Below are 24,753 nucleotides of genomic sequence, written 5' to 3' on the forward strand. Positions count from 1 at the left end.
GCTCAGGCCTTGCCGGCAATCAGCATGAAGGCAGGGATATCGTCGCCGAAGCCGACCGGCGTCGGGCCGTCGTCCTGGTCGCGGCGATAGCGATTGCGGCGATCGCGGTTGTCGTCATTGGCAGGATACGGCTGAGGAGCAGGGCGGTTGCTGTGTCGGCCGGCGTTCTGCGGTTTCGTTTCTGCCTTGCGTTCTGATCTCACAGGTTCTGCCTTTGCTACTACCGGTTCGGGGGGGGCTGCTGCGACTGCCGGACTATCGTCTGATTTGATGTCCGATTTGTGACTGTGGACCGGACGGGGAGCGTGATCACGATCCCTCTCGTTGCGCCGGCCACCGCGCTTGCCGTCACGGCCGCCGCGCTCGGACTTGCCACTATCGTGGCTTTCCATCGGTGCGGGCAGGGCGGAGAGGTCGCCGTTCAGCCATTCGATTTTCTTGTCGATCAGCTTTTCGATGGCATCGGCAAATTTCGTATCGCGCTTGGAAACCAGCGTGAAGGCTGCTCCTGAGCGGCCGGCACGGCCGGTGCGGCCGATGCGGTGGACATAGTCTTCCGCGTGGATCGGCACATCGAAGTTGAACACATGGCTCACATCCGGAATATCGAGACCACGGGCTGCGACGTCGGAAGCGACGAGCAGCTGGATCTGGCCATCCTTGAAGCTCGCAAGCATCTTGGTGCGCGAGCTCTGGTCCATATCGCCATGCAAGGCGCCGACGGAAAAACCGTGGCGGCTGAGCGAGCGGTAGAGATCGGCGACATCGAGCTTGCGGTTGCAGAAGATGATCGCGTTCTTCAGCTCTTCCTGCTTCTGGATCAGATCGCGCAGGACGGCACGCTTCTCGTAATCCTTGCTGTGGGTGGCAACCAGGCGCTGCGTCACGGTCGTTGCCGTGGAAGAGCGGACAGACACTTCGACTCGTTCCGGGTTCTGCAGGAACCGGTCGGCGAGCTTCTGGATTTCCGGCGGCATGGTGGCCGAGAAAAACAGGGTCTGGCGTGTGAAGGGAATGAGCTTGGCGATGCGTTCGATATCGGGGATGAAGCCCATGTCGAGCATGCGGTCGGCTTCGTCGATGACGAGAATTTCAACACCGGTCATCAGAAGCTTGCCGCGTTCGCAATGGTCAAGCAGGCGGCCGGGGGTGCAGATCAGCACGTCGGCGCCGCGCTCAAGCTTGCGGTCCTGCTCATCGAAGGAGACGCCTCCGATGAGAAGCGCGATGTTGAGCTTGTGATTCTTGCCGTATTTTTCAAAGTTCTCGGCGACCTGGGCTGCCAGTTCGCGCGTCGGCTCGAGGATGAGCGTGCGCGGCATGCGGGCGCGGGCGCGGCCCTTTTCCAGCAGCGTCAGCATCGGCAGCACGAAGGATGCGGTCTTGCCGGTTCCCGTCTGGGCGATGCCCAGAATATCACGCCGCTGCAGGGCTGGCGGAATGGCGCCTGCCTGGATCGGTGTCGGAATGGAGTAACCCGCGTCAGTCACTGCGGAAAGAACTTTTTGGCTCAGGCCAAGGTCTGAAAAAGTGGTCAAAGGGAAATCTGTTTCCGTTCCGGTTCGGTCGAACTCTGGTCAATCGGCGCATACATTAACTGCCGTCGCTGGGGCTCATAGTACCATAGGCAAACAAAGTCAAGAAAACCGGAGGTTTGATAGGAGAAAGAGTCAATAATAGACTGCCGGCAACAGGATAGCGGCAATCCGCACCTGCCGGGCCAAGAGCCCTGCCATGTCTGCCAAGTTCAGTTGATGTAGTGGCTGAGCTTGATGCCTGCCGTCAGGAACCGCATCGGATCGACCGCCTCGCCGTTCAGGCGGACTTCGTAATGCAGGTGCGGTCCGGTGGAACGGCCGGTGCTGCCAGAGCGGGCAATAGCCTCGCCTGTGACGATCTTGTCGCCGACATTGACCAGAATGGCCGACAGGTGAGCGTAGCGGGTGGTGATGCCATTGCCATGATCGATTTCGACCATGTTGCCATAGCCGCCAGTCCTGCTGGCGGTGATCACGGTGCCGGGTGCTGTCGCCAGGATCCGCGTTCCGGTCGGTGCGCGAAAATCGATGCCGGCATGCAGCGCCAGCCGGCCAAGGAACGGATCGAGGCGGTTGCCGAAGCTGCTGGTAATGTCGCTGGCCGGCGACGGATTGTTGAACGGCAGCTTCCTGGCCTGGCTGCGAACACTTTCGAGCCGGGCAAGTGCTGTGTCGAGCCCAACCAGAGATCTGTCGAAGGCCCCGGTCGTTTCAGGCTCGACAAACGGGCCGCCAATAGCATCGTCATCTCCCGTGACGGCCGCAGTTTCCGCGGCCACCGTTTCATCAGCGGCCACCTTTACGCCGGTACGTGCAAGGATGGTCATGATGGCGTCGGTGGCTTCCGAGGCACCCGCCGTCAGGTTCTCGATACGGGCTTTCTGCTCCTGCTCGATATCCTTCAACGACAAAGTCACCTTCGAAAACAGCCGGTCGGCCCGGTCGGACATGGCCTCCTGTCCGGTTGAAACCGATTGCGGCGCATAGGCAAGCGCCATCTTCTGCTGCGGCTGCTTGCCGCCTATGCCCATCAACCGTTCGATGGCTTTGAGACCGCCACTGGCGTCGGCGCGCTTTTCAGTGGCCTGCGGTACTGTCTGCGACGGCTGAACGTCCTCTTCTTCAATGCCGGATTCTTCGGCGCGGTCGAGCAGCGAGCCGAGTTTGCCGTGGCGCGACGACAACGCCATTTGCTGCTGAAGCAGCTTTTCGACCTTGTCTTCGACCACTTGCTGATCAAGAAGCTGACGGCTGGTGACGCGATCGACCTGCGCGCGCAACGCGGCGATCCGGTCTTCATATTCGTGCTGCATGCGCGCCTGGCGGGCCATCGTGCCGCCGATCAGGTCGTCGCGCAACACCAGATAGGAGGTTGCAGCAAGATAGCCAATCGAAAAAACAGAAACAAAACAGGCCGATAGCGCTGCCATCCAGGGCTGAAAGGTCATGTGGCGAATCTTGTCGCCGCTTGCCAGAATGATGATGTGCTTTTGTGCGCGCTTGCCGAAAACCCGGCTTTCCGTAGACACCAACTCACCCCCAACGCGTGCGATTCTGCCCGTCCCGATGGGTTTGATTAGATACTGTTAAGGTTAACAAAGCCTTGCCGGCGCCTGGGCTGACGTTGCCCGTCAGGTATTCACAGAGGCTGTCATCGAGCGATAAAACGATGGCGTCAGACCAGCTTCGGCACGGGCGATATCGTTGAACGGGGCTTTCAGGGGCCCACGAAAATTGGCCCTGACCAAGGCTTGGAACGCCGCCGCCGGGTCCTTCTTCTGGCGCGCGCAGAGAAAGCGGAACCATTTGGCGCCGACGGCGACATGGCCTTTCTCGTCCTCGTAGATCACGTCGAGCACGGCAGCGCTCTCAAGGTCGCCGGCCTCACGCATCTTCGCCTGCAGGGCAGGCGTCACGTCGAGACCGCGCGCTTCGAGAATCAGCGGCACCACCGCCAGCCGTGCCGTCAGATCGTTGCGCGTATCGTGGGCTGCCTGCCAGAGGCCATCATGGGCGGGCAGGTCGCCATAGTCCGCACCAAGCTGGCGCAGGCGGTCGCGCACCATGCGGAAATGCTTGGCTTCCTCGAAAGCCACCTTCATCCAGCCATCGAAGAACGAGTTCGGAACGGGCCCCGTTGCAAAACGGGCGACGATGTCGAGCGCCAGATCGACGGCGTTGAGTTCGATATGGGCGATGGCGTGCAAAAGCGCGATCCGGCCCTTGTCGGTCGTCAGGGCCCGCTTCGGCATCTGTCTTGGCGGAATGAGTTCCGGCTTTTCCGGCCGTCCTGGGCGATCAGGCACCGGCGTGTCGAGCGGCGAGCGCAGCGACAGGGTTCGTGCCGTCCAACGGCGTGCCGTTTCCTGGGCAAGCAGCGTCTTGATATCGAGATCGGCCGCGCGAATTGCGCGAACCGCCCCATCGCGAAGACTGTGGATGGCCGGAAGGCTTGTCATGGTCACGCGGGTCCGCCCGTCAGGTTTCTGGTTGCGGCCAGTACCTCTTCGGCATGACCGGCAACCTTCACCTTTGGCCAGATGCGCCGGATCACGCCATCCGGTCCGATGAGCAGAGTTGTCCGCTCGACCCCCATATACTTGTGGCCATACATGCTTTTTTCGACCCAGACCCCATAGCTACTCAAGACTGTCAGATCCTCGTTTGAGGCGAGAATGACCGAAAGGTCGTATTTTTTGGCAAACTTGTCGTGTCGCTTCACCGAATCGGGCGACATGCCGATGACCACCGCGCCGGCAGCGGAAAACTCACTCAAAAGCCCACTAAAGGCGATCGATTCGGTGGTGCAGCTGCTGGTGTCATCCTTCGGGTAGAAGAAAAGCACGACGGACTTTCCCTTGAAATCCGACAGCGAGACGATGCCGCCGCCGTCGCGCGGCAGGGTAAAATCCGGTGCAATCATGCCTTCGGTGACGTTCGCCATGGTTATTCCTTTATTCTGGGGCATGTGCCGCAAAGTTTGTCGCAAGAGCCATATCCAATCTGAACCCGGCCAGTCCAGCACTGGGCGGAAAGAGCGATGTGCCGCGCACAGGGAAGATGGGTGGAACAGTAGACATCGTTTGCCCCGCAGTCTTTCTTTAACTACTGTACAACACATACAAACGCCCGTGGATGCTTCGTCGCACCGCTTGGATTTTTGGCGACAACATGAGTTAAATCAATCACGTATGACGTGGGTGTGGTATCATGAGCGTGTCGCTGCTGGATGCCGCGAGGCGAAATCGCAGCAGATGGGAAAATACCGCATGATTCGTTTCACACTTCCGGAGGTCGCCGGCGCTGATGAATGAAATCCGCGGCGAAAAAGTATCGTTTCGCAAGGAAGACATTGTTGTTCTGCATTCCCTGCCTTCGGCGCAGGCCCATGATCCGTGTATCGTTAACGCTCCGAACAAGCGCGGCATCGCCCACCTCGTCTTCACCGCAACCGCTGTCATTGTCTCGATTGTCCTTCTCCTTGGCGCAGCGCTTGTGGCGGCCATTGAAGGCGGGTTTCTTGACGGGCCACTGAATGCGCGGGCACAGGCAGCGCTCAACGCGGCGATCGGCAGCGGCTATCATGCCGAGGTCGGCAGCACCGTGTTGCGCGTGACCTCGAACGGTGCGCTTGCACTGAAGGCGCAGGACGTGACGCTGGTGGAAAATGCCTCCAACAAGCGCCTGGTCGGTACCGATTCCGTCTTCATCGAACTCAATCCGTTGGCCTTGATGACCGGCAGGATCGCCGTTTCGCGGCTTGAGGCCGAGGGGGCGACGCTCGACCCGTCACTGTTGCCGCAGGGCAAGCCGATCGATCTGACCGCCATTCGCGTCGCCGACGTTGCCGGAGGGCTGGAGGTCGTGTTCGACCAGATTGACAGCATTTCGCAATTGATCGGCCGCAGCAATACCGAAACCGTCCGCATCGCGGACCTGCGATTGTCCTTTGCCGGTCCTCGCCAGCGCATCGTCCCTGTCGTGTTGGAAACTCTGGATTTCCAGCGCACAGCCGATGGCTCGATGCAGATCGACGGTGCCTTCTTAATCGACGGACAATCGTCGCAATTGCATCTTCGCGCTGACCGGCAGAACGGACGTATCACCACCCTCAACGGTGCCGCCGCCGGATTGCCGCTCTCGGCCTTCCTGCATCGCAATCAGACCGCGACGGAACTTGCATTCGGGATCAGGAGCAGCGCCGATCTGACCATCAAGGCGACGCGGGCGGCTGACAACATCAAGCCAACGCTGCAAGTGAACGGCCGCTCCAACGACGGCGTATTCGATGCGGGCGGGTTTTCGTCAGATCTCAAATCTTCCGAACTCAAGGTCAGCTATGATTTTGCCCGCAACCGGATCGAAATTCTACCGTCGATGGTGCGCGTTGGCCGGTCGACCTTCCCCTTTACCGGCGCGATAGCCGATCTTGATCCGGCGGTGTTTGCGGGCAAGAAGGGCTTTTCGGTCGATCTTCTGCTGCAAGCCGCCAGTTCGTCGCCAGTCGACGTGTCCGAGGCGCCGCTGATTTTCGACGCCAAGGCCCATGGGCGCTTTTTTTCGGAAAGCCACCAACTGGTGTTCGACGAGCTGACGGTCGCCAGCGGGCTGGGCACGGCCGCCGGGTCGCTGTCGATGACCTTTGGGGAAACCTCGCCGCAGATCAGCTTTGCCCTTTTGACCGACAAGATACAGTCCGCCGCCGTGAAACAGCTCTGGCCCTGGTGGGTCGGCAAGACGGCGCGGCGCTGGGTGATCAACAATATCTTCGGCGGCACGGTAACGGATGGCAAAATCGAAGTCTTCCTGCCGATGGGACGCATCACGCGCACCGTCGGTCCCATCGATCTGAATGCCGACGAATTGAGCGTTCAATTCAACATCGCCGATACGCGGGTTAACCTGGCCGGTGACATCCCGCCATTGCGCGATGCTGCCGGCGCGTTCAAGCTGAACGGCCAGCGCCTCGATGTGGCGATCGAACGCGGCACGGCCTATTTCCCGTCCGGACGCTCTGCCACGGTGAACGGCGGTGACTTCGTCATCCCCAATACCTACGAAAAGCCGCTGATCGCCGAAATGAGACTCGATGTGGGCGGGCAGGCGGACGCAATCGCCGAGCTTGTCAGCTACAGGCCAATCCTTGCGCTGCAGCGCACCCCCTTCAAGCCGGAGGATTTTTCCGGCGAGATGACGGCCGAGGTCGGCGCGCGGTTCGGGCTGGTCACCGCCCAGAAACCACCGCCGCCGCAATGGCAGGCACAGATGCTGTTGAACGGCGTGACCGTCAACAAACCTTTTGCCGGCCGTGATATCTCCAACATCAAGGGGACAATGCGGATCGATCCAACACAGGCAGTCCTGGAGGCCAAGGCCGATATCGACGGCGGAGAGATGGATATTTCCCTCGTTGAGCCCGTCGGAACAGCCAGCACGGTTGTACGCAAGCGGGAGATTTCCGGAACACTCAATGACGGCGAGCTTGCCAAGCTCGCCCCCGGGCTTGCCGGCATCATCAGCGGACCTGTCGGGCTGGATATCCTGATCAATGACAACGACCAGCACAAGGTTTCGGCTGATCTTAGCAATGCGTCGCTTTCGCTCCCATGGATCGGCTGGTCAAAGGGCGCAGGAATCAGCGCCAAGGCGACCTTTTCGGCATCCACCACCGATGGCGTCACACAGATCGATGATCTGAAGCTGAATGGCGACGGTTTCGGCGCCAAGGGGGCACTTGTGCTCGACAAGTCGGGTTTGAATTCGGGTGAGTTTGCCTCGGTGCAGCTCTCCAAGGGCGATAATTATGCCGTCAATATCAAGCGCCAGAAGAGCGGCTTTGCCGTCAGCGTCAATGGCACGTCGGCCGATATGCGGCCGGTGATCGAAAGCCTGCGCAACGGATCAGGCGACAATGATGGAGATGGCAAGCGGATCGCCATCGATGCAAACCTCCAGCAGGTCACCGGTTTCCACTCCGAGACATTGTCCAATGTCAATCTGAGCTACGCGGCAAACGGCAAGCAGATCGACGCCGTCGATCTGTCGGCGGTAACCGACAGCGGTCAGGCCGTGGTTGCGAAATTGACGAAAAACGGCGCCGACAACACGCTGGAATTGACCAGCGGTGACGCCGGCTCGCTGGCGCGGTTTGCCAATCTCTACAGCAATATGCGCGGCGGCCTGCTCAATCTGAAACTGCGCGATCGCGGTGGCAGTTCCTGGCGCGGAAGTATCGACATCCGCAAATTTTCGCTGGTCGATGAGAAGAGGCTGCAATCGATCGTTTCGACGCCGACGGGCGCCGATGGGCGAAGCCTGAACCAGGCGGTGAAAAAGGACATCAATGTCAGCTCGGCCCGTTTCGAGCGTGGTTTCGCCAACGTGATGCTCGACAACGGATCGATCGCGGTCGATAGCGGCGTCGTGCGCGGGACCGATGTCGGTGCGACATTCCAGGGAACGGTGCGCGACCAGAACGGCAATATGGACATGACCGGCACGTTCATGCCGGCCTACGGCCTCAACCGTCTGTTCGGCGAACTGCCGATCATCGGCGTTCTTCTCGGCAACGGCCGCGACCGCGGTCTGCTCGGGATTACCTTCAAGCTGACGGGCCCGTTTACCAAGCCCAACCTGACAATCAACCCGTTGTCGATCATCGCGCCCGGCGTGTTCCGCAGTATCTTCGAATTCCAATAAAAAACCGGCGGGGTCGCCGCCGGTTTTTTGGATACTGCTCAAGGCTGGCTAATCAGGCCGGCCGCACGAGGATGTGCTTTTTCTTGCCGAGCGACAGCTTGATGAGGCCATCCGCCGTGACATCGCCGGTGCCGATCACCTGGCGGTCGTCGCTGATCGCCTTGTCGTTGACGCGAACCGCGCCATCCTTCAGGAATTGCCGGACTTTGCCATTGGATTCGGCCAGTCCGGCACGCACGAACAAAGCCAGAATACCGATGCCTGCTTCAAGCTCTGCTGCCGGCACATCGATGGACGGCAGGTTTTCTGCAATTGCGCCTTCCTCGAAGGTCTTGCGGGCCGTTTCTGCAGCTTCGTCCGCAGCGGCACGGCCATGCAGGATGGCGGTAACCTCGGTTGCAAGGATCTTCTTGACTTCGTTAAGCTCCGCGCCACCGATCGCTGACAGACGGGTAATTTCCGCCATGGGCAGCGTTGTAAAGAGCTTCAGGAACCGGCTGACATCGGCATCCTCGGTATTGCGCCAATATTGCCAGAAGTCATAGACCGACAGGAGATCGGCATTGAGCCAGATCGCGCCTGAAGCCGATTTTCCCATTTTCGCGCCGGACGAGGTGGTGAGCAGCGGCGACGTCAGCGCGTAGAGCTGCGGCGTCCCCATGCGGTGACCCAGATCGATGCCATTGATGATGTTGCCCCACTGGTCGGAGCCGCCCATCTGCAGCCGGCAGTCATAGCGCTTGGCCAGCTCGACAAAATCGTAGGCCTGCAGGATCATGTAGTTGAACTCAAGGAAGGACAGCGACTGCTCGCGATCCAGCCGGGTCTTGACGCTGTCAAAGGCCAGCATGCGGTTGACCGAGAAATGGCGGCCGACGTCGCGCAGGAATTCGAGGTAGTTGAGCGGCCGCAGCCATTCGGCGTTGTTGATCATCCGTGCGCCGCTCGGGCCGTCGCCGTAGTTCAGGTAGTTGGCAAAGACGTGCTTCAGCGATGCGATATTGTCCTCGATCATATCGACCGTCATCAGCTTTCGCGCTTCTTCCTTGAAGGACGGATCGCCGACCATGCCGGTGCCGCCGCCCATCAGGGAAATCGGCCGGTGGCCGGTCGCCTGCAGCCAATGCAGCATCATGATCTGGGTCAGGTGCCCGACGTGAAGGCTCGATGCGGTCGGATCGTAGCCGATATAGGCCGTCACGGTTTCCTTGTTGAACAGCGCATCCAGACCGGCATTGTCGGACGTCTGGTGGATGAAGCCACGTTCGTGGAGGGTGTGAAGGAAATCGGACTTGAACTCGGACATGACCTGTCTCTTTCGGTGGGCTGTTTGGATAAGGAATGAGTGCTTGCTGGATATTTGCGGGGCGTTTAGCACTCTTTCGTGAAAAGTGCACCTGTTTGCGCCGGAATGTTTATCGGGGAGTTGAAGTCGGTATGGCGGAAATGAAAACGGCGATCGGCCTGATGAGCGGCACGAGCATGGACGGCATCGACATAGCGCTCGTGCGAACCGATGGCCGCGACAGGGTCGAGCGGGGGCCGGCCCTTGGGATTGCCTATGAGGCAAAGTTTCGCGATCGCCTGAAACAGGCGCTGGAAGATGCCAAGTCGATACGGCAGCGCGACGAGCGGCCGGGCAGTCTTGCCGAAGTGGAGCGTGAACTGACGTTGCGTCACGCGGATGCCGTCCGGACTTTCCTCAAGAAAAACAAACTACAACCTGCCGATATTGATGTGACCGGGTTTCACGGTCAGACAGTGTTGCATCGTCCAGACGAAGCTCTGACTGTACAACTCGGCGACGGCGGGCTGCTGGCGCGCGAAACCGGGATCGCGGTCGTTCACGACATGCGCGCCAACGATATGGTGCATGGCGGGCAGGGCGCGCCGCTCATTCCTGTCTATCATGCGGCACTCGCGGCCGGTTTGCCTGCACAGCTGCGCTTCGAGCGGCCGGTGGTGTTCGTCAATATCGGCGGCATTTCCAACCTGACGTTTGTCGGTACGGACGGAAAGATTGCCGCCTATGACAGCGGCCCGGGCAACACGCTGATCGATCAATGGGTCGAAGCGCATGCCGGCATTCCCTATGACCAGGGCGGCATGATTGCCAGCGAGGGACGGGTCCTTGCCGGTCTGGCGGAGCGTTATCTGGAAAACCCGTTTTTTGCCGGCACAAAGCGCCGCTCGCTCGACCGGAATGATTTCTCGCCGCCTGCCGGGGCCGAGGCAAGTCTTGAAGATGGGGCCCGCACGCTCGCCCATGTCACCGCCGCCGCCATCCTCAAATCTGCACAGCACCTGCCGCAGCGGCCGGGTACCTACATTGTGTGCGGTGGCGGGCGGCTGAACAGGATCATCATGGCCGACCTCGCCGATCTGGCCGCCGCCGGGCAGGCTACGGTCGTTTCCGCCGAAGCAGCGGGTCTGGATGGCGACGCGATGGAGGCGGAGGCATGGGGGTATCTTGCGGTGCGCTCGTTGCACGGCTTGCCGCTGACATTTCCGGGAACGACGGGAGTAACAAGACCGGTTACGGGCGGCGTTCTCAGTCCGCCGGAGCGGGCTGCCCGCTTGCCTGCCGATTAACGTTTCTTTTGCCGGACGCAGATAGCATTCACCTGAATTGCGATCCCCCATGTGGCATGGCGGAAGAGAACGCGGGATGTGCGTTCTCAAAACGGACTTACTGATGAACGGCGCGCTCTTCCTCCTGACGGTCAACTTCCTGATAGCGCAGCTTTTTTGCGTATTCTTCCTGGTGATCTCCAGACATAGCCGCATTCCGTCCGCCGGGCGCTGGTTTGCCGCCGCCTTCGCCGTTGCATCGCTTTCGGCCATATGCGAGGTCGTCATCCGCTATGCCGATATCGACCGGCTCGCGAGCTTTGGAGCATTCAGTTCTGTTCTCGGCGCTCTTTTAATGATTCGCGCCGGACTTGGCCGCCTTTATGGCGTTCCGTCGAACATACTGGCGATGACGCTGCTTTTCGGCGCCTCGCTGGTGCTCAACCTGATGATCTACGATTTACCGAGGGGAACACTTCCCCACTCTCTGGGCTATCAAATGCCGTTTGCCATCGCGGAGCTGATCTGCGCCATCGCGGTCTACCGGTCCGGGCGGCGCGAGACAGCCGACCGGATCCTGATGGCGCTGCTGCTGCTGACGGCCGGCAATTTTGTCAGCAAGATCTACTTCTCCGTCATATTTAGCGGCGGCAATACCGCTCAGGCCTATCTCGCCAGCACCTATGCGCTGGTTTCGCAAAGCCTGAGCGCTGTGCTTGTCGTTTCGACAGGATTGACGCTGCTGGCCGTCATCGTCGTCGAAATCATGGACGACGCCAAGGCGAACTCCGAAATCGATCCTTTGTCGGGGCTTTTGAACCGACGGGGTTTCGATGTGAGGGTGAGCCAGATGCTTGCCCGCCCGATGTCTGCCTATCCGCATAGCGTGATTGTCTGCGACCTCGATCACTTCAAGGCGGTGAACGATACGTATGGACATGCCGCCGGCGATCAGGTGATTCAGTCTTTTGGCCGCATGGTTGCGGGACACGCACCGCCGGAGGCAATCTGTGCGCGGTTTGGCGGAGAGGAGTTTGCCATCTTTCTGCCGTCAACCGGCGAAACCACGGGTTACCTGTTCGCTCAGGGACTTCGCAACAGCTTCTCATCGCTGACGTTTGCAGGATTGCCGGACACGGTCCGACTGACCGCAAGCTTTGGGGTTTGCGGGCTTGCACTGCCCGGCGATTCGATCGCGGAGGCGATCAACGGAGCGGACACCGCTCTTTACGGTGCCAAGAAGAGCGGCCGCAACCGCGTCAACCGGGCGCTCCGTGCTGCCGCGGCAAACCAGGGAGAATGGCAGGCTCAGGCCTGAGGTTGAAATTGAGAGATGCAAGATATGAAAAAGGCCGGAATTTCCGGCCTTTTCGTTTAGCGAATGCGCTTTGCGGCAGGTTCCGGCGTCAGTTCGCCGTTCAGCCGCCGGTCGAGGTAATCCTCGCATTCGGCCATCAGCGTATCGACCTGGCCGTTGAAGAAGTGGTTGGCACCCGGCACGGTCTTGTGGGTGATAAGGATACCCTTCTGCGCCTTCAGCTTGTCGACGAGATTGTTGACGTCCTTTTCCGGCGCCACCTTGTCGAGATCGCCATTGATGATCAGGCCGGAGGACGGGCAGGGCGCCAGGAACGAGAAGTCGTAGGTGTTCGGCTGCGGTGCAATCGACATGAAGCCTTCGATTTCCGGGCGGCGCATCAGAAGCTGCATGCCGATCCAGGCGCCGAACGAGTAGCCTGCGACCCAGCAGCTCTTCGAATCGGGATGCATGCTCTGCACCCAGTCGAGCGCCGATGCGGCATCGGACAATTCTCCGGCGCCGTGGTCGAATTCGCCCTGGCTGCGGCCGATCGAGCGGAAATTGAACCGCAGCGTGGTGAAGCCGCGCTTCTGGAACATATAGAAAAGCTGGTAGACGATCTGGTTGTTCATCGTACCGCCGAACTGCGGATGCGGATGCAGGACGATGGCGATCGGGGCGTTCTTCTGCTTGGACGGCTGGTAACGGCCTTCGAGGCGACCGGCCGGTCCGTTGAAGATGATTTCGGGCATTGGCTCTCCGGGCTTGATTCTGGCACTAAAAAACCGGTTCAGAGTTGAAGCAGTCTTGACGAAAGCAGTCAGCTTTTCTAAAACCAGTTTAGAACCATTCAAAACTTTGACACGGACTTTCCGTGGCGAGTGCTGTCTCTTACGGCAAGCGAAGCGAAAATTTCAAGGAAAATGCACCGGCCGCATGCCTTTAGATGGCAGCCGGTTCATCTTTGGCAAGGGAACATGGGACAAGAGCGCATCTATATGGACTGGAATGCCACCGCGCCGCTGATTCCAGCCGCGCGCGAGGCGTGCCTGAATGCGCTCGATCTCCTGGGAAACCCCTCTTCGGTACATGGCGAAGGCCGTAAGATCCGCACGCTGATCGAAAATGCCCGCCGTGATGTCGCGGCCCTTTGCGGCGCGGCCGCGGCCAGCGTCACCTTTACCAGTGGCGCGACGGAAGCGGCCAACTGGGTGCTGACGCCGGATTTTCGCATGGGCAAGACGCCGCTGACCATCGGTCATCTTTATGTCTCAGCGATCGAGCATCCGGCCGTTCGCGAAGGCGGGCGTTTCGGCAAGGCGGATATCAGCGAAATCGCGGTCACGCCGGCCGGCACGATCGATCTTGCCTTGCTCGAAGCGGCACTTGTTGCCCATGACCGCCAGTCCGGTCTGCCGATGGTCGCGGTGATGCTTGCCAACAACGAGACGGGCATTGTCCAGCCGCTCAGTGAGGTGTCGCGCCTGGTGAAGGCGGTTGGCGGCATCCTTGTCGTCGATGCGGTCCAGGCAGCCGGGCGCCTGCCCCTGTCGGTCGAGGCGCTCGGTGCGGACTTCCTGATCGTCTCGTCGCACAAGATCGGCGGGCCAAAGGGTGCCGGCGCACTGGTGGCGCGCGGCGAAATCCTGATGCCCGCGGCGCTGATCTGCGGCGGCGGGCAGGAAAAGGGGCACCGTTCGGGAACGGAAAACCCTGCGGCGATTGCCGGGTTTGGCGCTGCGGCCCTGATTACGGCCAACAATCTGGGTGAGCGGATGATCGCGGTTTCTGCGCTGCGCGAAAAACTGGAGACAGCGATGATGGCGGCGGCACCCGACGTTATCATCCATGGCCAGGGCGGCGAGCGGATCGGCAATACCTGCTTCTTTACGTTGCCCGGCTTGAAATCCGAGACCGGGCAGATCGCATTTGATCTGGAGGGGGTTGCCCTTTCGGCCGGTTCTGCCTGTTCGTCCGGCAAGGTTGGCCAGAGCTACGTGCTGTCGGCGATGGGACATGATCCCCGCCACGGCGCGCTGCGTATCTCGATCGGGCCTTCGACGACGGAAGCGGAGATCGACCGGTGTGCCGAGGTCTTTGCCAAGGTCGCAGCGCGGCGCAGGCTTGCGGGCGCCGCCGCTTGACTCTGGATTAAATTGCGGAAATTGAATTTTCCACTTGGCAAACGGGGTGAAAATGCCCCTTTAGCCCACTACATAGGCGGTACAACGAATATTGTATCGGACTGACAAGCTGCCGGACCTTGTATCCGGCGAGATTGGAGAACGAGATGGCTGCTGTGCAGGAAACAATCGATCAGGTCGCGCYGATCGATGTAGACCAGTACAAATACGGGTTTGAGACGACGATCGAAATGGATAAGGCGCCCAAGGGCCTGTCCGAAGAGATCATCCGCTTCATTTCGGCAAAGAAAAACGAACCGGACTGGATGCTCGAATGGCGTCTGGGCGCGTATCAGCGCTGGCTGACGCTGGAGGAGCCGACCTGGGCCCGCGTCAACTATCCGAAGATTGATTTCAACGAGATCTATTTCTACGCCGCGCCGAAGAGCACGCCCGGCCCGACCTCGATCGAAGACGTCGATCCGGAAATCCTGAAAGTCTATGAAAAGCTCGGCATTCCCTTGCGCGAGCAGGAAATCCTGGCCGGCGTCAAGACCCCGCGCATTGCCGTCGATGCCGTGTTCGATTCTGTCTCGGTCGTCACCACCTTCAAGGAAGAGCTGAAAAAGGCCGGCGTGATCTTCATGTCGATTTCTGAGGCCATCCGCGAGCATCCGGATCTGGTGAAGAAATATCTCGGCACTGTCGTTCCGACCACCGACAACTATTATGCGACGCTGAATTCCGCTGTTTTCACCGACGGATCGTTCGTCTACATCCCCAAGGGCGTTCGCTGCCCGATGGAGCTGTCGACCTACTTCCGCATCAACGAGAAGGGCACCGGCCAGTTCGAGCGCACGCTGATCATCGCGGAAGAGGGCGCCTACGTCTCCTATCTGGAAGGCTGCACGGCGCCGCAGCGCGACGAAAACCAGCTGCATGCGGCGGTCGTCGAACTGGTCGCGCTCGATGATGCCGAAATCAAGTACTCCACCGTCCAGAACTGGTATCCGGGCGACAAGGACGGCAAGGGCGGCATCTACAACTTCGTCACCAAGCGGGGCGATTGCCGCGGCAAGAACTCGAAGATTTCGTGGACGCAGGTTGAAACCGGCTCGGCGATCACCTGGAAGTACCCGTCCTGCATCCTGCGTGGCGATGGTTCGCGCGGCGAATTCTACTCGATCGCCGTCTCCAACGGCCACCAGCAGATCGACAGCGGCACCAAGATGATCCATCTCGGCAAGAATACCTCGAGCCGCATCGTCTCCAAGGGTATTGCCGCCGGCGTCAGCCAGAACACCTATCGCGGCCAGGTCTCGACCCACCGCAAGGCCGAAAATGCGCGCAACTTCACCCAGTGCGACAGTCTCCTGATCGGCGACAAGTGCGGCGCCCATACGGTGCCGTATATCGAGGCGCGCAACTCCTCGGCCCAGTTCGAGCACGAAGCGACGACGTCGAAGATTTCCGAGGATCAGCTGTTCTACTGCCTGCAGCGGGGCATCCCGACGGAAGCGGCGATCGCACTGATCGTCAACGGCTTCGTCAAGGAAGTCATCCAGGAACTGCCGATGGAATTTGCGGTCGAAGCGCAGAAGCTGATCGGGATTTCGCTGGAAGGCTCGGTCGGTTAAACGGCACTTACATATTGAACGTGGTGCGCTGACAGTCGCGCCCAAAAATCTATTCGTTTCCCAAGAGGACGACGTAACATGCTTGAAATCAGAAACCTCCATGCCCGCATCGCCGAAGACGGCACCGAGATCATCCGTGGTCTGAACCTGACCGTGAAGGCCGGCGAAGTCGCCGCCATCATGGGCCCGAACGGCTCGGGCAAGTCGACGCTGTCCTACATCCTGTCGGGCCGCGAAGACTATGAAGTGACCGAAGGCGACATCCTCTACAACGGCGAGAGCATTCTTGAGCTCGATCCGTCCGAGCGCGCAGCCAAGGGTATCTTCCTTGCCTTCCAGTACCCGGTCGAAATCCCGGGCGTCGCCACCATGCAGTTCCTCAAGGTGGCTTTGAACGAGCAGCGCAAGTATCGCGGCGAAGACGAGCTTTCGACGCCGGATTTCATCCGCCGTGTCAAGGAAGCCGCTGCCAAGCTGCAGATCAACCCGGACATGCTGAAGCGGCCGCTGAACGTCGGTTTTTCCGGCGGCGAAAAGAAGCGCGCCGAAATCCTGCAGATGGCGCTGCTTGAGCCGAAGCTTTGCGTGCTCGACGAAACCGATAGCGGCCTTGACATCGACGCGTTGAAGATCGTTGCCGACGGCGTCAATGCGCTGCGCTCTCCGGATCGCGCCGTGATCGTCATCACCCACTATCAGCGCCTGCTCGAGTATATCGTACCGGACACCGTCCACGTTCTCTACAAGGGCCAGATCATCAAGTCCGGCGACAAGTCGCTGGCGCTTGATCTCGAGGCCAATGGTTATGCCGACATCATCGATGCGGCGGCTTGAGGAGTACTCGGATGAACATGCAAACGGCAATCACGATGACAGCCGCCGAGACGGCTCTCGTCGATGCCTATACCGCCCAGATCGGCGAACTGCCCGGCGAGGGTGCGGTGCTGTCGGCGCGCGATAGCCTGCTGGCAAATCTCAGGCAGCAGGGTTTGCCGACCCGCCGCGTTGAATCCTGGCACTACACGGATCTGCGCGCGCTTTTGCGTGCCGTTCCGGCCTTTGATCCGACGGCTTTTGCAGAAAAGGTCGATCCGCTGGTTGCGGGCTCGCCGGTGCTTTCGGTGCTGAACGGCAAGGCTGATACCAAGAACCTGCCTGTTGGCATCAACGTGCGCTCCTATGCCGAAAGCCTGGTCGATGGCGTTGCCGCCGCCGATCTCATCGAACGCGATCAGGACGACGTGATCGGACGGATCAACGGCAGTTTCGTGCGCGACGGTTTCGAGATCGAAGTGCCTGAAGGCACCGAGCTCGAACGGCCGGTCGAGTTCCAGCTGGTGCAGAGTACTGGACAGAGCCATTGCCGGTTCCCGGTGACGTTCGGGGCCAATTCCAAGGCAACGATCATCGAGCGTCACCTCTCGGTCAACGATGCGGCCAGCCTGGTCACCGTTGTCAGCGACCTGATCCTCGACGAGGGAGCCGAGATCACCTGGATCATCCTGCAGCAGCAGGGTGCCAGCGACAGTCATCTCGCCCAGGTCAATTTCGACCTCGGCACCAATGCCAAGCTCAAGCTGTTCATCATCAATGCCGGCGGCAAGCTGGTGCGCCAGGAAGTCCATGGCGTCACGACCGGCGAAGGTGCGGATTTCAAGCTGCGCGGCATCAACCTGCTCGGCGGCGAAACGCATACCGACGTGACATTCACGCTCGGCCATGACGTGCCGAACACGACATCGACCGAAGTTCTCCGCAACGTGCTGTTTGACCGCGCCAAGGGCGTGTTCCAGGGGCAGATCCGGGTCGCTCCCGATGCGCAGAAGACCGACGCGAAGATGGCGTGCAACACGCTGCTTCTCTCTGACGACGCCGATTTTTCGGCAAAGCCGGAGCTGGAAATCTTTGCCGACGACGTCCAGTGCGGCCATGGCGCCACCGTCATCGACATCAACCCGACGCATCTCTACTACATGCGTGCCCGCGGCATTCCGGAAAACAAGGCGCGTGCCATGCTGGTCAACGCCTTCGTCGATGAGATCGTCGAGGAGCTGGAAGACGAGGCACTGATCGAAACACTGGAAACGATCATCGCCATCTGGCTCGAAAAGCACGCCTGATTGGAACATTGACATGGAACACACGGTGCCAGTCCCGGCCTATGACGTCGAAGCGATCCGCAGGGATTTTCCCATCCTGTCGCGGACCGTCTACGGCAAGCCGCTGGTCTATCTCGACAACGGCGCCTCGGCGCAGAAGCCGCAGGTGGTCATCGACGCCGTTGCCCATGCCTATGCCAACGAATATGCCAATGTCCATCGCGGCCTACATTTCCTATCGAATGCCGCGACCGACGCCTACGAAGGTGCCCGCGAAAAGGTGCGCCGGTTCCTGAACGCGCCCTCGGTCGATAACATCATCTTCACCAAATCCTCGACCGAGGCGATCAACACGGTTGCCTATGGCTATGGCATGCCGAAGATCGGCGATGGCGACGAGATCGTCCTTTCGATCATGGAGCATCATTCCAATATCGTGCCGTGGCATTTCATCCGCGAACGCCAGGGCGCCAAGCTGGTCTGGGCGCCGATCGACGATCAGGGCGCCTTCCATATCGACGATTTCGTCAAGTGCCTGACCGACCGGACCAAACTGATCGCCATCACCCATATGTCGAATGCGCTCGGCACCGTCGTTCCGGTCAAGGAAATCTGCAGGATCGCCCGCGAGCGCGGCATTCCGGTGCTGGTCGATGGCAGCCAGGCCGCCGTCCACATGCCGGTCGATGTGCAGGATATCGACTGCGACTGGTACGTGATGACCGGCCACAAGCTCTACGGTCCCTCCGGTATCGGCGTGCTCTACGGCAAGATGGACCGGCTGAAGGAAATGCGCCCGTTCATGGGCGGCGGCGAGATGATCGTCGAGGTGACCGAAGACGCGATTACGTACAACGAGCCACCGCACCGTTTCGAAGCAGGCACGCCGCCAATCGTGCAGGCGATCGGTCTCGGCTATGCGCTCGACTATATGGAAAAGGTCGGCAGGTCTGCGATTGCGGCCCATGAAGCCGATCTGGCAGCCTACGCGCACGAACGCCTTTCAACCGTCAATTCCCTGCGCATCTTCGGGACGGCGCCCGGCAAAGGTGGTATCTTTTCCTTCGAACTCGAAGGTATCCACGCCCATGACGTGTCGATGGTGATCGACCGGGCTGGGGTCGCGGTAAGGGCGGGCACGCATTGCGCCCAGCCGCTCTTGAAACGCTTCGGCGTGACCTCCACATGCCGTGCATCCTTTGGCCTCTACAATACGCGGGCCGAAGTCGACGTGCTGGTGAATGCGCTTGAGCAAGCCCGCAAATTCTTTGCGTAAGGACATATGCCGATGAGCCTTGATACGACCGAAGAAAAAATCGATGTCCGCAACGGGATCGTTCATTCCGCGATTCCGGCGGACGAACTGGCGCGGCTGAGCGACGATGTCATTTCTGCGCTGAAGACGGTCTACGACCCGGAAATTCCGGCCGATATTTTCGAACTCGGGCTGATCTACAAGATCGATATCGAAGACGACCGCATGGTCAAGATCGCCATGACGCTGACGGCTCCCGGCTGCCCTGTTGCCGGTGAGATGCCAGGCTGGGTGGAAAACGCCGTCGGTGCCGTCGAAGGTGTTTCCGGCGTTGAAGTGACGATGACCTTCGATCCGCCGTGGACGCCCGACCGGATGTCGGAAGAAGCGCAGGTGGCGGTCGGCTGGTACTGATCGCGTATTGATCCCTTAACCGCTGCGCATTACATTCTGCACTGAGAAAGCATCAGGCCTTGAACCTGGTTGCCACAAGGAGAACGGCCCATGGGCTTTGCAGTCATGAGTTTGAGCGATGCGGCGGCAGGCCGCGTCAAGGCGATCGTCGAAAATGCCGGCGGCGAGGCCCAGGGCATTCGCGTCGGGATCAAGAAGGGCGGTTGCGCCGGCATGGAATATGCCATCGATCTGGTGACTGCGCCGAACCTAAAGGACGATCTGGTCGAACATCAGGGCGCCAGGGTCTGGGTCGCGCCCGAAGCCGTGCTCTATCTGCTGGGAACCCGGATGGACTTTGAAGTCACCACGCTGCGCTCGGGCTTCACCTTCAACAATCCCAACCAGACATCGGCCTGCGGCTGCGGCGAATCCGTCGAACTGAAGCCTGCCGATCTTGCTGCTCTGGCAGCAAAGGGCGATGCGGTCGTTCGCGCCAGCTAAACTTTCTTCGCAACGGCGCGGCTATATCATAAATTCGAAAGGAGACTGGTTTTCGCCAGTCTCCTTTTCTTTTTCTAGGCCCCTTGAGAGCGGGGGGCCTAACCGAATGTGGACGATGCCTGCTGGACGACGCGCAGTTGTCTTTGCGACCCCGGACCCAAAAAGGGGCGCATCGAGCGCCCCTTGCCGTTTTTTGGTTATTCTGCCGCCTCGGCATAGTCTTCCAGCGGCGGGCAGGTGCAGATCAGGTTGCGGTCGCCGTAGACGTTGTCGACTCGGTTGACCGGCGACCAGTACTTGTCGACGCGGAAGGCGCCCGGCGGGTAGCAGGCCTGTTCGCGCGAATAGGGGCGGTCCCATTCGCCGACCAGGTCTTCGACCGTGTGCGGTGCGTTCTTCAGCGGATTGTTTGTCCGGTCCATCCTGCCGTCCTCGATCGCCTGCGCCTCCGCGCGGATCGCCAGCATAGCATCGCAGAAGCGGTCGAGTTCGGCCTTGGTCTCCGATTCCGTCGGCTCGATCATCAGCGTGCCGGCAACCGGCCAGCTCATGGTCGGGGCGTGGAAGCCGCAGTCGATCAGGCGCTTGGCGACGTCATCGACGGTTACGCCGGCGCTGTCGACCAGCGGACGCGTATCGACGATGCACTCATGCGCCACACGGCCCTTGGCCGATTTGTAGAGCACGTCATAGGCGCCCTTTAGCCGGGCGGCGATATAGTTGGCGTTGAGGATCGCGACCTTGGTTGCCTGCGTCAGCCCTTCGCCGCCCATCATCAGGCAGTAGCTCCAGGAGATCGGCAGGATCGAGGCCGAGCCGAAGGGGGCAGCCGAAACGGCACCTTCGCCGCCATCGGTTTCCGGATGGCCAGGCAGATAAGGCGCCAAGTGCGCCTTGACGCCGATCGGCCCCATGCCCGGACCGCCGCCGCCATGCGGAATGCAGAAGGTCTTGTGCAGGTTGAGATGGCTGACGTCTGAGCCGATATCGCCGGGACGGGCAAGACCGACCATGGCGTTCATATTGGCACCGTCGAGATAGACCTGGCCACCATGCTTGTGGACGATGTCGCAGACTTCGCGGACATTTTCCTCGAACACGCCGTGCGTCGATGGGTAGGTGATCATGCAGCAGGACAGGTTCGCTGCATGCTGCTCTGCCTTGGCGCGGAAATCGTCCATGTCGATATCGCCATTGTCGCTGACCTTGACGACGACGACCTTCATGCCAGCCATCTGGGCCGAGGCAGGATTTGTGCCGTGGGCAGAGGTCGGGATCAGGCAGACATCGCGATGGTCGTCGCCATTGGCAAGGTGATAGGCGCGGATCGTCAGAAGTCCGGCATATTCCCCTTGAGCGCCGGAGTTCGGCTGCATCGAGACTGCGTCATAACCGGTGATCTGGCAGAGTTTCTGCGAGAAGTCAGTGATCATGTGGCGATAGCCTTCGGCCTGATCGGCCGGCACGAAGGGGTGGATTTCGGAAAATTCCGGCCAGGTGATCGGCAGCATTTCGGCTGTCGCGTTGAGCTTCATCGTGCAGGAGCCGAGCGGGATCATCGAGCGGTCGAGCGCCAGATCCCGGTCCGACAAGCGGCGGATGTAGCGCGTCATTTCGCTTTCGGCGCGGTTCATGTGGAAGATCGGATGGGTGAGATACTCGCTGGTGCGCAGCAGGGTCTCGGGAAGGCGGTAACCGGCTTCGAAATCCTCGACCGTGAAATCGCCGCCGAACGCCCGCCAGACGGCTTCCAGCGTCACCGGCCGCGAGCGCTCGTCGAGGCTGATGCCGATCTTGGTGGTGCCGATCCGGCGCAGGTTGACTTCTTCGGCAACGGCCGTCTTCAGGATAATGCCCTGCAGCTTGCCGACATCGACGGTGACCGTGTCGAAGAAGACGTCCGGCTCGACCTTGTAGCCGAGTTTTTCAAGGCCAAGCGCCAAGAGAACGGCCTTCTGGTGGACGCTCTGGGCGATGGCCTTGATGCCCTTGGGACCGTGGAAGACGGCATACATCGACGCCATGACGGCAAGCAGGACCTGCGCGGTGCAGATGTTGGACGTGGCTTTCTCGCGGCGGATATGCTGTTCGCGGGTCTGCAGCGACAGGCGGTAGGCGCGGTTGCCGCGCGCATCGACCGACACACCGACGAGACGGCCGGGCATCGAACGCTTGTAGGCGTCCTTGACGGCCATATAGGCCGCATGCGGGCCACCGTAGCCGACGGGAACGCCAAAGCGCTGGGTGCAGCCGATAGCGATGTCGGCACCCATTTCGCCAGGCGACTTCAGAAGCGCCAATGCCAGCGGATCGGCGGCGACCGTGGCGATCGCGCCGGTCTGATGCAGGCGTGCGATCAGGCCGGTGAAATCGTGAACGTGGCCGTAGGTGCCAGGATACTGGAAGATTGCCCCGAAGACGTCGACCGGATCGAGATCGGCAAACGGGTTACCGATAACAATCGACCAGCCGAGCGGCTCGGCGCGCGTCTTCAAAAGCGCGATGGTCTGCGGATGGCAGTTCTCATCGACGAAAAAGGTCTTGGCCTTGGATTTCGCCACGCGCTCTGCCATTGCCATGGCTTCGGCGGCGGCGGTTGCCTCATCGAGCAGCGAGGCGTTGGCGACGTCGAGACCGGTGAGATCGCAAACCATGGTCTGATAGTTGAGCAGAGCCTCGAGACGGCCCTGGCTGATTTCCGGCTGGTAGGGCGTGTAGGCCGTGTACCAGGCAGGGTTTTCCAGGATGTTGCGCTGGATGACCGGCGGCGTGATCGTGCCGTAATAGCCCTGGCCGATCAGCGAGACGAGCTTCCTGTTGCGATTGGCCGTTTCGCGCATCTTGTCGAGCGCTTCGCGCTCGGTCATGGCAGCGCCCCAGGCAAGCGGGGACGTCTGGCGGATCGACGGCGGAACCGTGTCGTCGATCATGGCATCGAGGCTGCTGTAGCCGATGACCTTGAGCATCGCCGACATTTCATCGGGCGAAGGGCCGATATGCCGCCGGTTGGCGAAGTCATAGGGCTTGTAGTCGGTGAAGGTGAAGTCTTTCGGCATGCTCATCAGGCGATAAGCTCCTTGTAAGCGGCCTCGTCGAGCAGCACGTTGGCGGCGGACGGATCGGACAATTTCAGCTTGAAGAACCAGCCGGCTCCCTGCGGATCGCTGTTGACCAGCGACGGATCATCGACAATGGCCTGATTGGATTCGACGATCTCGCCATCCAGCGGACAATAGACGTCGGATGCTGCCTTGACGGATTCGACGGTGGCCGCAGTTGCACCCTTGTCGAGGGCTGTACCGGATTCGGGAAGTTCCACGAAAACCAGATCGCCGAGCTGTTCGGCCGCATGCGCGGTGATGCCGACGGTTGCAATATCGCCTTCGATTTTCAGCCACTCGTGTTCATCGGTAAATTTCAGCATGGGTTCAGCTCCTGATCAGCGTTTGTAGGTCGGGGTGACGAAAGGGAGGGCGCAGACGGTGATCGGCAGATATTTGCCGCGCACCTCCGCGAAAACCGGGGTGCCATTGGCGGTGTGGGCGGTATCGACATAGCCCATGGCGACGGGATGATCCGCACTGGGGCCAAAACCGCCGGAGGTGACGGTGCCGACCGGCACCTTGCCTTCGGCATCGGCAAAGAGCGGCGCTCCACCGCGCACCGGCGCCTTGCCTTCCGGCTTCAGGCCGACGCGACGACGGCTTGCACCATCTGTGAACTGGCGAAGAATGACTTCGGCACCGGGAAAGCCGCCTTGCCGGGCGCCACCCGTCCGGCGGGCCTTCTGCATCGCCCACTCGAGGGCAGCGTCCACCGGCGTTGTCGTGGTGTCGATGTCGTTTCCGTAAAGACACAGCCCGGCTTCGAGACGCAGCGAATCGCGCGCACCAAGGCCGATCGGCATGACGTCTGGATGTTCGAGGATGCGGCGCGTCACGTCGTCTGCCGAGGCGGCCGGAATGGAAATTTCAAAGCCGTCCTCGCCGGTATAACCGGAGCGCGAAATGATGCAGGGAACATCGTGAAGTGCAGCTTCCGCCACATCCATGAAGCGCATGGTGGCGATATCGGCCCAGAGTTCAGCCAGCACCGCTTCTGCGCGGGGACCTTGCAGCGCGATCAGCGCACGATCGTCCAGCAGGGTCAGATCGCAGGTTTTGCCGAGATGCTTCTGCAGATGGGCGAAGTCTGCTTCCTTGCAGGAAGCATTGACGACAAGGAACAGGTGATCGCCGCGATTGGCAATCATCAGGTCGTCGAGGATGCAGCCGTCGTCATTGGTAAAAAGTCCGTAGCGCTGGCGCCCTTCGGCAAGACCGAGCACATCGACGGGGACGAGCGTCTCCAACGCCAGCGCCGCATCCTCGATCCGGCCCGATTTCGGACGCAGGATCACCTGTCCCATATGCGAGACATCGAAAAGGCCGGCGGCGGAGCGCGTGTGGAGATGCTCCTTCATCACACCGGGYGGATATTGCACCGGCATGTCATAACCGGCGAACGGCACCATCCGGGCGCCGAGCGACAGGTGCAGCGCATGCAGCGGTGTCTGTTTCAAAGGGGAATATTCGTTCAAGTCCGGCCTCCAGGTCTGGCGCGACGCGCCCGCTCATCTCCACGGCGCATGTCGT

General features: G+C 60.5%; 19 protein-coding genes. 10 read left to right on the top strand and 9 right to left on the bottom strand.

What is annotated here, in order from left to right; all coding sequences use genetic code 11:
- Window positions 1-2: 2 nt before the first annotated feature.
- The 4 genes from AC1D17_RS08320 to AC1D17_RS08335 all read right to left on the bottom strand — a co-directional run bounded on the left by AC1D17_RS08320 (window position 3) and on the right by AC1D17_RS08335 (window position 4,482).
- Window positions 3-1,538, bottom strand: coding sequence for a DEAD/DEAH box helicase (locus AC1D17_RS08320; protein ID WP_477564925.1), 1,536 nt, complete (start codon window positions 1,536-1,538; stop codon window positions 3-5).
- 209 nt (window positions 1,539-1,747) lie between these two features.
- The gene (locus AC1D17_RS08325; RefSeq protein ID WP_477564926.1) at window positions 1,748-3,070 is read right to left on the bottom strand and encodes a peptidoglycan DD-metalloendopeptidase family protein; all 1,323 of its coding nucleotides are present in this window, start codon (window positions 3,068-3,070) and stop codon (window positions 1,748-1,750) included.
- 99 nt (window positions 3,071-3,169) lie between these two features.
- Window positions 3,170-3,997, bottom strand: a complete 828-nt coding sequence (locus AC1D17_RS08330) for a ferritin-like domain-containing protein (RefSeq protein WP_477564986.1) — start codon at window positions 3,995-3,997, stop codon at window positions 3,170-3,172.
- A gap of 2 nt (window positions 3,998-3,999) precedes the next feature.
- Window positions 4,000-4,482, bottom strand: a complete 483-nt coding sequence (locus AC1D17_RS08335) for a peroxiredoxin (protein ID WP_477564927.1) — start codon at window positions 4,480-4,482, stop codon at window positions 4,000-4,002.
- A gap of 362 nt (window positions 4,483-4,844) precedes the next feature.
- Between AC1D17_RS08335 and AC1D17_RS08340 the strand changes: the two genes are divergently transcribed.
- Window positions 4,845-8,237: a YhdP family protein gene (locus tag AC1D17_RS08340; protein ID WP_477564928.1), complete on the top strand. Its 3,393-nt coding sequence runs from the start codon at window positions 4,845-4,847 to the stop codon at window positions 8,235-8,237.
- Between the two features lie 52 nt (window positions 8,238-8,289).
- Here the strand turns inward: AC1D17_RS08340 and tyrS are convergent, their stop codons facing one another.
- On the bottom strand, window positions 8,290-9,543 hold the full coding sequence (gene tyrS / locus AC1D17_RS08345) for a tyrosine--tRNA ligase (RefSeq protein WP_477564929.1): 1,254 nt from the start codon (window positions 9,541-9,543) through the stop codon (window positions 8,290-8,292).
- A 131-nt stretch (window positions 9,544-9,674) separates the two neighbouring features.
- Between tyrS and AC1D17_RS08350 the strand changes: the two genes are divergently transcribed.
- Window positions 9,675-10,829 (top strand): anhydro-N-acetylmuramic acid kinase, encoded by a 1,155-nt coding sequence (locus AC1D17_RS08350; protein WP_477564930.1) that lies wholly within the window; start codon window positions 9,675-9,677, stop codon window positions 10,827-10,829.
- Between the two features lie 103 nt (window positions 10,830-10,932).
- The gene (locus tag AC1D17_RS08355) at window positions 10,933-12,126 is read left to right on the top strand and encodes a GGDEF domain-containing protein (RefSeq protein WP_477564931.1); all 1,194 of its coding nucleotides are present in this window, start codon (window positions 10,933-10,935) and stop codon (window positions 12,124-12,126) included.
- A gap of 56 nt (window positions 12,127-12,182) precedes the next feature.
- Here the strand turns inward: AC1D17_RS08355 and AC1D17_RS08360 are convergent, their stop codons facing one another.
- Window positions 12,183-12,860, bottom strand: coding sequence for an alpha/beta hydrolase (locus AC1D17_RS08360; protein WP_037130387.1), 678 nt, complete (start codon window positions 12,858-12,860; stop codon window positions 12,183-12,185).
- 225 nt (window positions 12,861-13,085) lie between these two features.
- Here AC1D17_RS08360 and AC1D17_RS08365 point away from each other — a divergent pair, with 225 nt between their 5' ends.
- The 7 genes from AC1D17_RS08365 (at window position 13,086) to sufA (ending at window position 20,119) form a co-directional block, all read left to right on the top strand.
- Window positions 13,086-14,252 carry a cysteine desulfurase family protein gene (locus AC1D17_RS08365; protein WP_477564932.1) on the top strand — a complete coding sequence of 389 codons (1,167 nt, stop codon included), beginning with the start codon at window positions 13,086-13,088 and terminating at the stop codon, window positions 14,250-14,252.
- Window positions 14,253-14,398: 146 nt separating this feature from the next.
- Window positions 14,399-15,868 carry a Fe-S cluster assembly protein SufB gene (gene sufB, locus AC1D17_RS08370; RefSeq protein WP_477564933.1) on the top strand — a complete coding sequence of 490 codons (1,470 nt, stop codon included), beginning with the start codon at window positions 14,399-14,401 and terminating at the stop codon, window positions 15,866-15,868.
- Window positions 15,869-15,946: 78 nt separating this feature from the next.
- A complete protein-coding gene (sufC, locus tag AC1D17_RS08375; RefSeq protein ID WP_264218701.1) occupies window positions 15,947-16,702 on the top strand; it encodes a Fe-S cluster assembly ATPase SufC in 756 nt (251 codons plus the stop codon).
- 11 nt (window positions 16,703-16,713) lie between these two features.
- Complete coding sequence (gene sufD, locus AC1D17_RS08380) at window positions 16,714-17,988, top strand: Fe-S cluster assembly protein SufD (RefSeq protein ID WP_477564934.1); 1,275 nt, start codon at window positions 16,714-16,716, stop codon at window positions 17,986-17,988.
- 13 nt (window positions 17,989-18,001) lie between these two features.
- Window positions 18,002-19,243, top strand: coding sequence for a cysteine desulfurase (locus tag AC1D17_RS08385; protein ID WP_477564935.1), 1,242 nt, complete (start codon window positions 18,002-18,004; stop codon window positions 19,241-19,243).
- 12 nt (window positions 19,244-19,255) lie between these two features.
- Window positions 19,256-19,636 (top strand): SUF system Fe-S cluster assembly protein, encoded by a 381-nt coding sequence (locus AC1D17_RS08390; protein ID WP_477564936.1) that lies wholly within the window; start codon window positions 19,256-19,258, stop codon window positions 19,634-19,636.
- Between the two features lie 90 nt (window positions 19,637-19,726).
- Window positions 19,727-20,119 (top strand): Fe-S cluster assembly scaffold SufA, encoded by a 393-nt coding sequence (gene sufA, locus AC1D17_RS08395; RefSeq protein ID WP_264218705.1) that lies wholly within the window; start codon window positions 19,727-19,729, stop codon window positions 20,117-20,119.
- Between the two features lie 197 nt (window positions 20,120-20,316).
- On the opposite strand, the gene gcvP is transcribed toward sufA, so the two are convergent.
- Genes gcvP through gcvT form a run of 3 tightly spaced genes read right to left on the bottom strand, consistent with a single transcriptional unit; the run spans window position 20,317 to window position 24,698 of the window.
- A complete protein-coding gene (gene gcvP, locus AC1D17_RS08400) occupies window positions 20,317-23,181 on the bottom strand; it encodes an aminomethyl-transferring glycine dehydrogenase (protein WP_477564937.1) in 2,865 nt (954 codons plus the stop codon).
- Window positions 23,181-23,543 carry a glycine cleavage system protein GcvH gene (gcvH, locus tag AC1D17_RS08405; RefSeq protein ID WP_477564938.1) on the bottom strand — a complete coding sequence of 121 codons (363 nt, stop codon included), beginning with the start codon at window positions 23,541-23,543 and terminating at the stop codon, window positions 23,181-23,183. The genes gcvP and gcvH overlap by 1 nt, the downstream gene beginning before the upstream one ends.
- Window positions 23,544-23,558: 15 nt before the next feature.
- Window positions 23,559-24,698 carry a glycine cleavage system aminomethyltransferase GcvT gene (gene gcvT, locus AC1D17_RS08410; RefSeq protein WP_477564939.1) on the bottom strand — a complete coding sequence of 380 codons (1,140 nt, stop codon included), beginning with the start codon at window positions 24,696-24,698 and terminating at the stop codon, window positions 23,559-23,561.
- Window positions 24,699-24,753 lie beyond the last annotated feature (55 nt).

The sequence above is a fragment of the Pararhizobium sp. P1_E7 genome, from assembly GCF_056405855.1.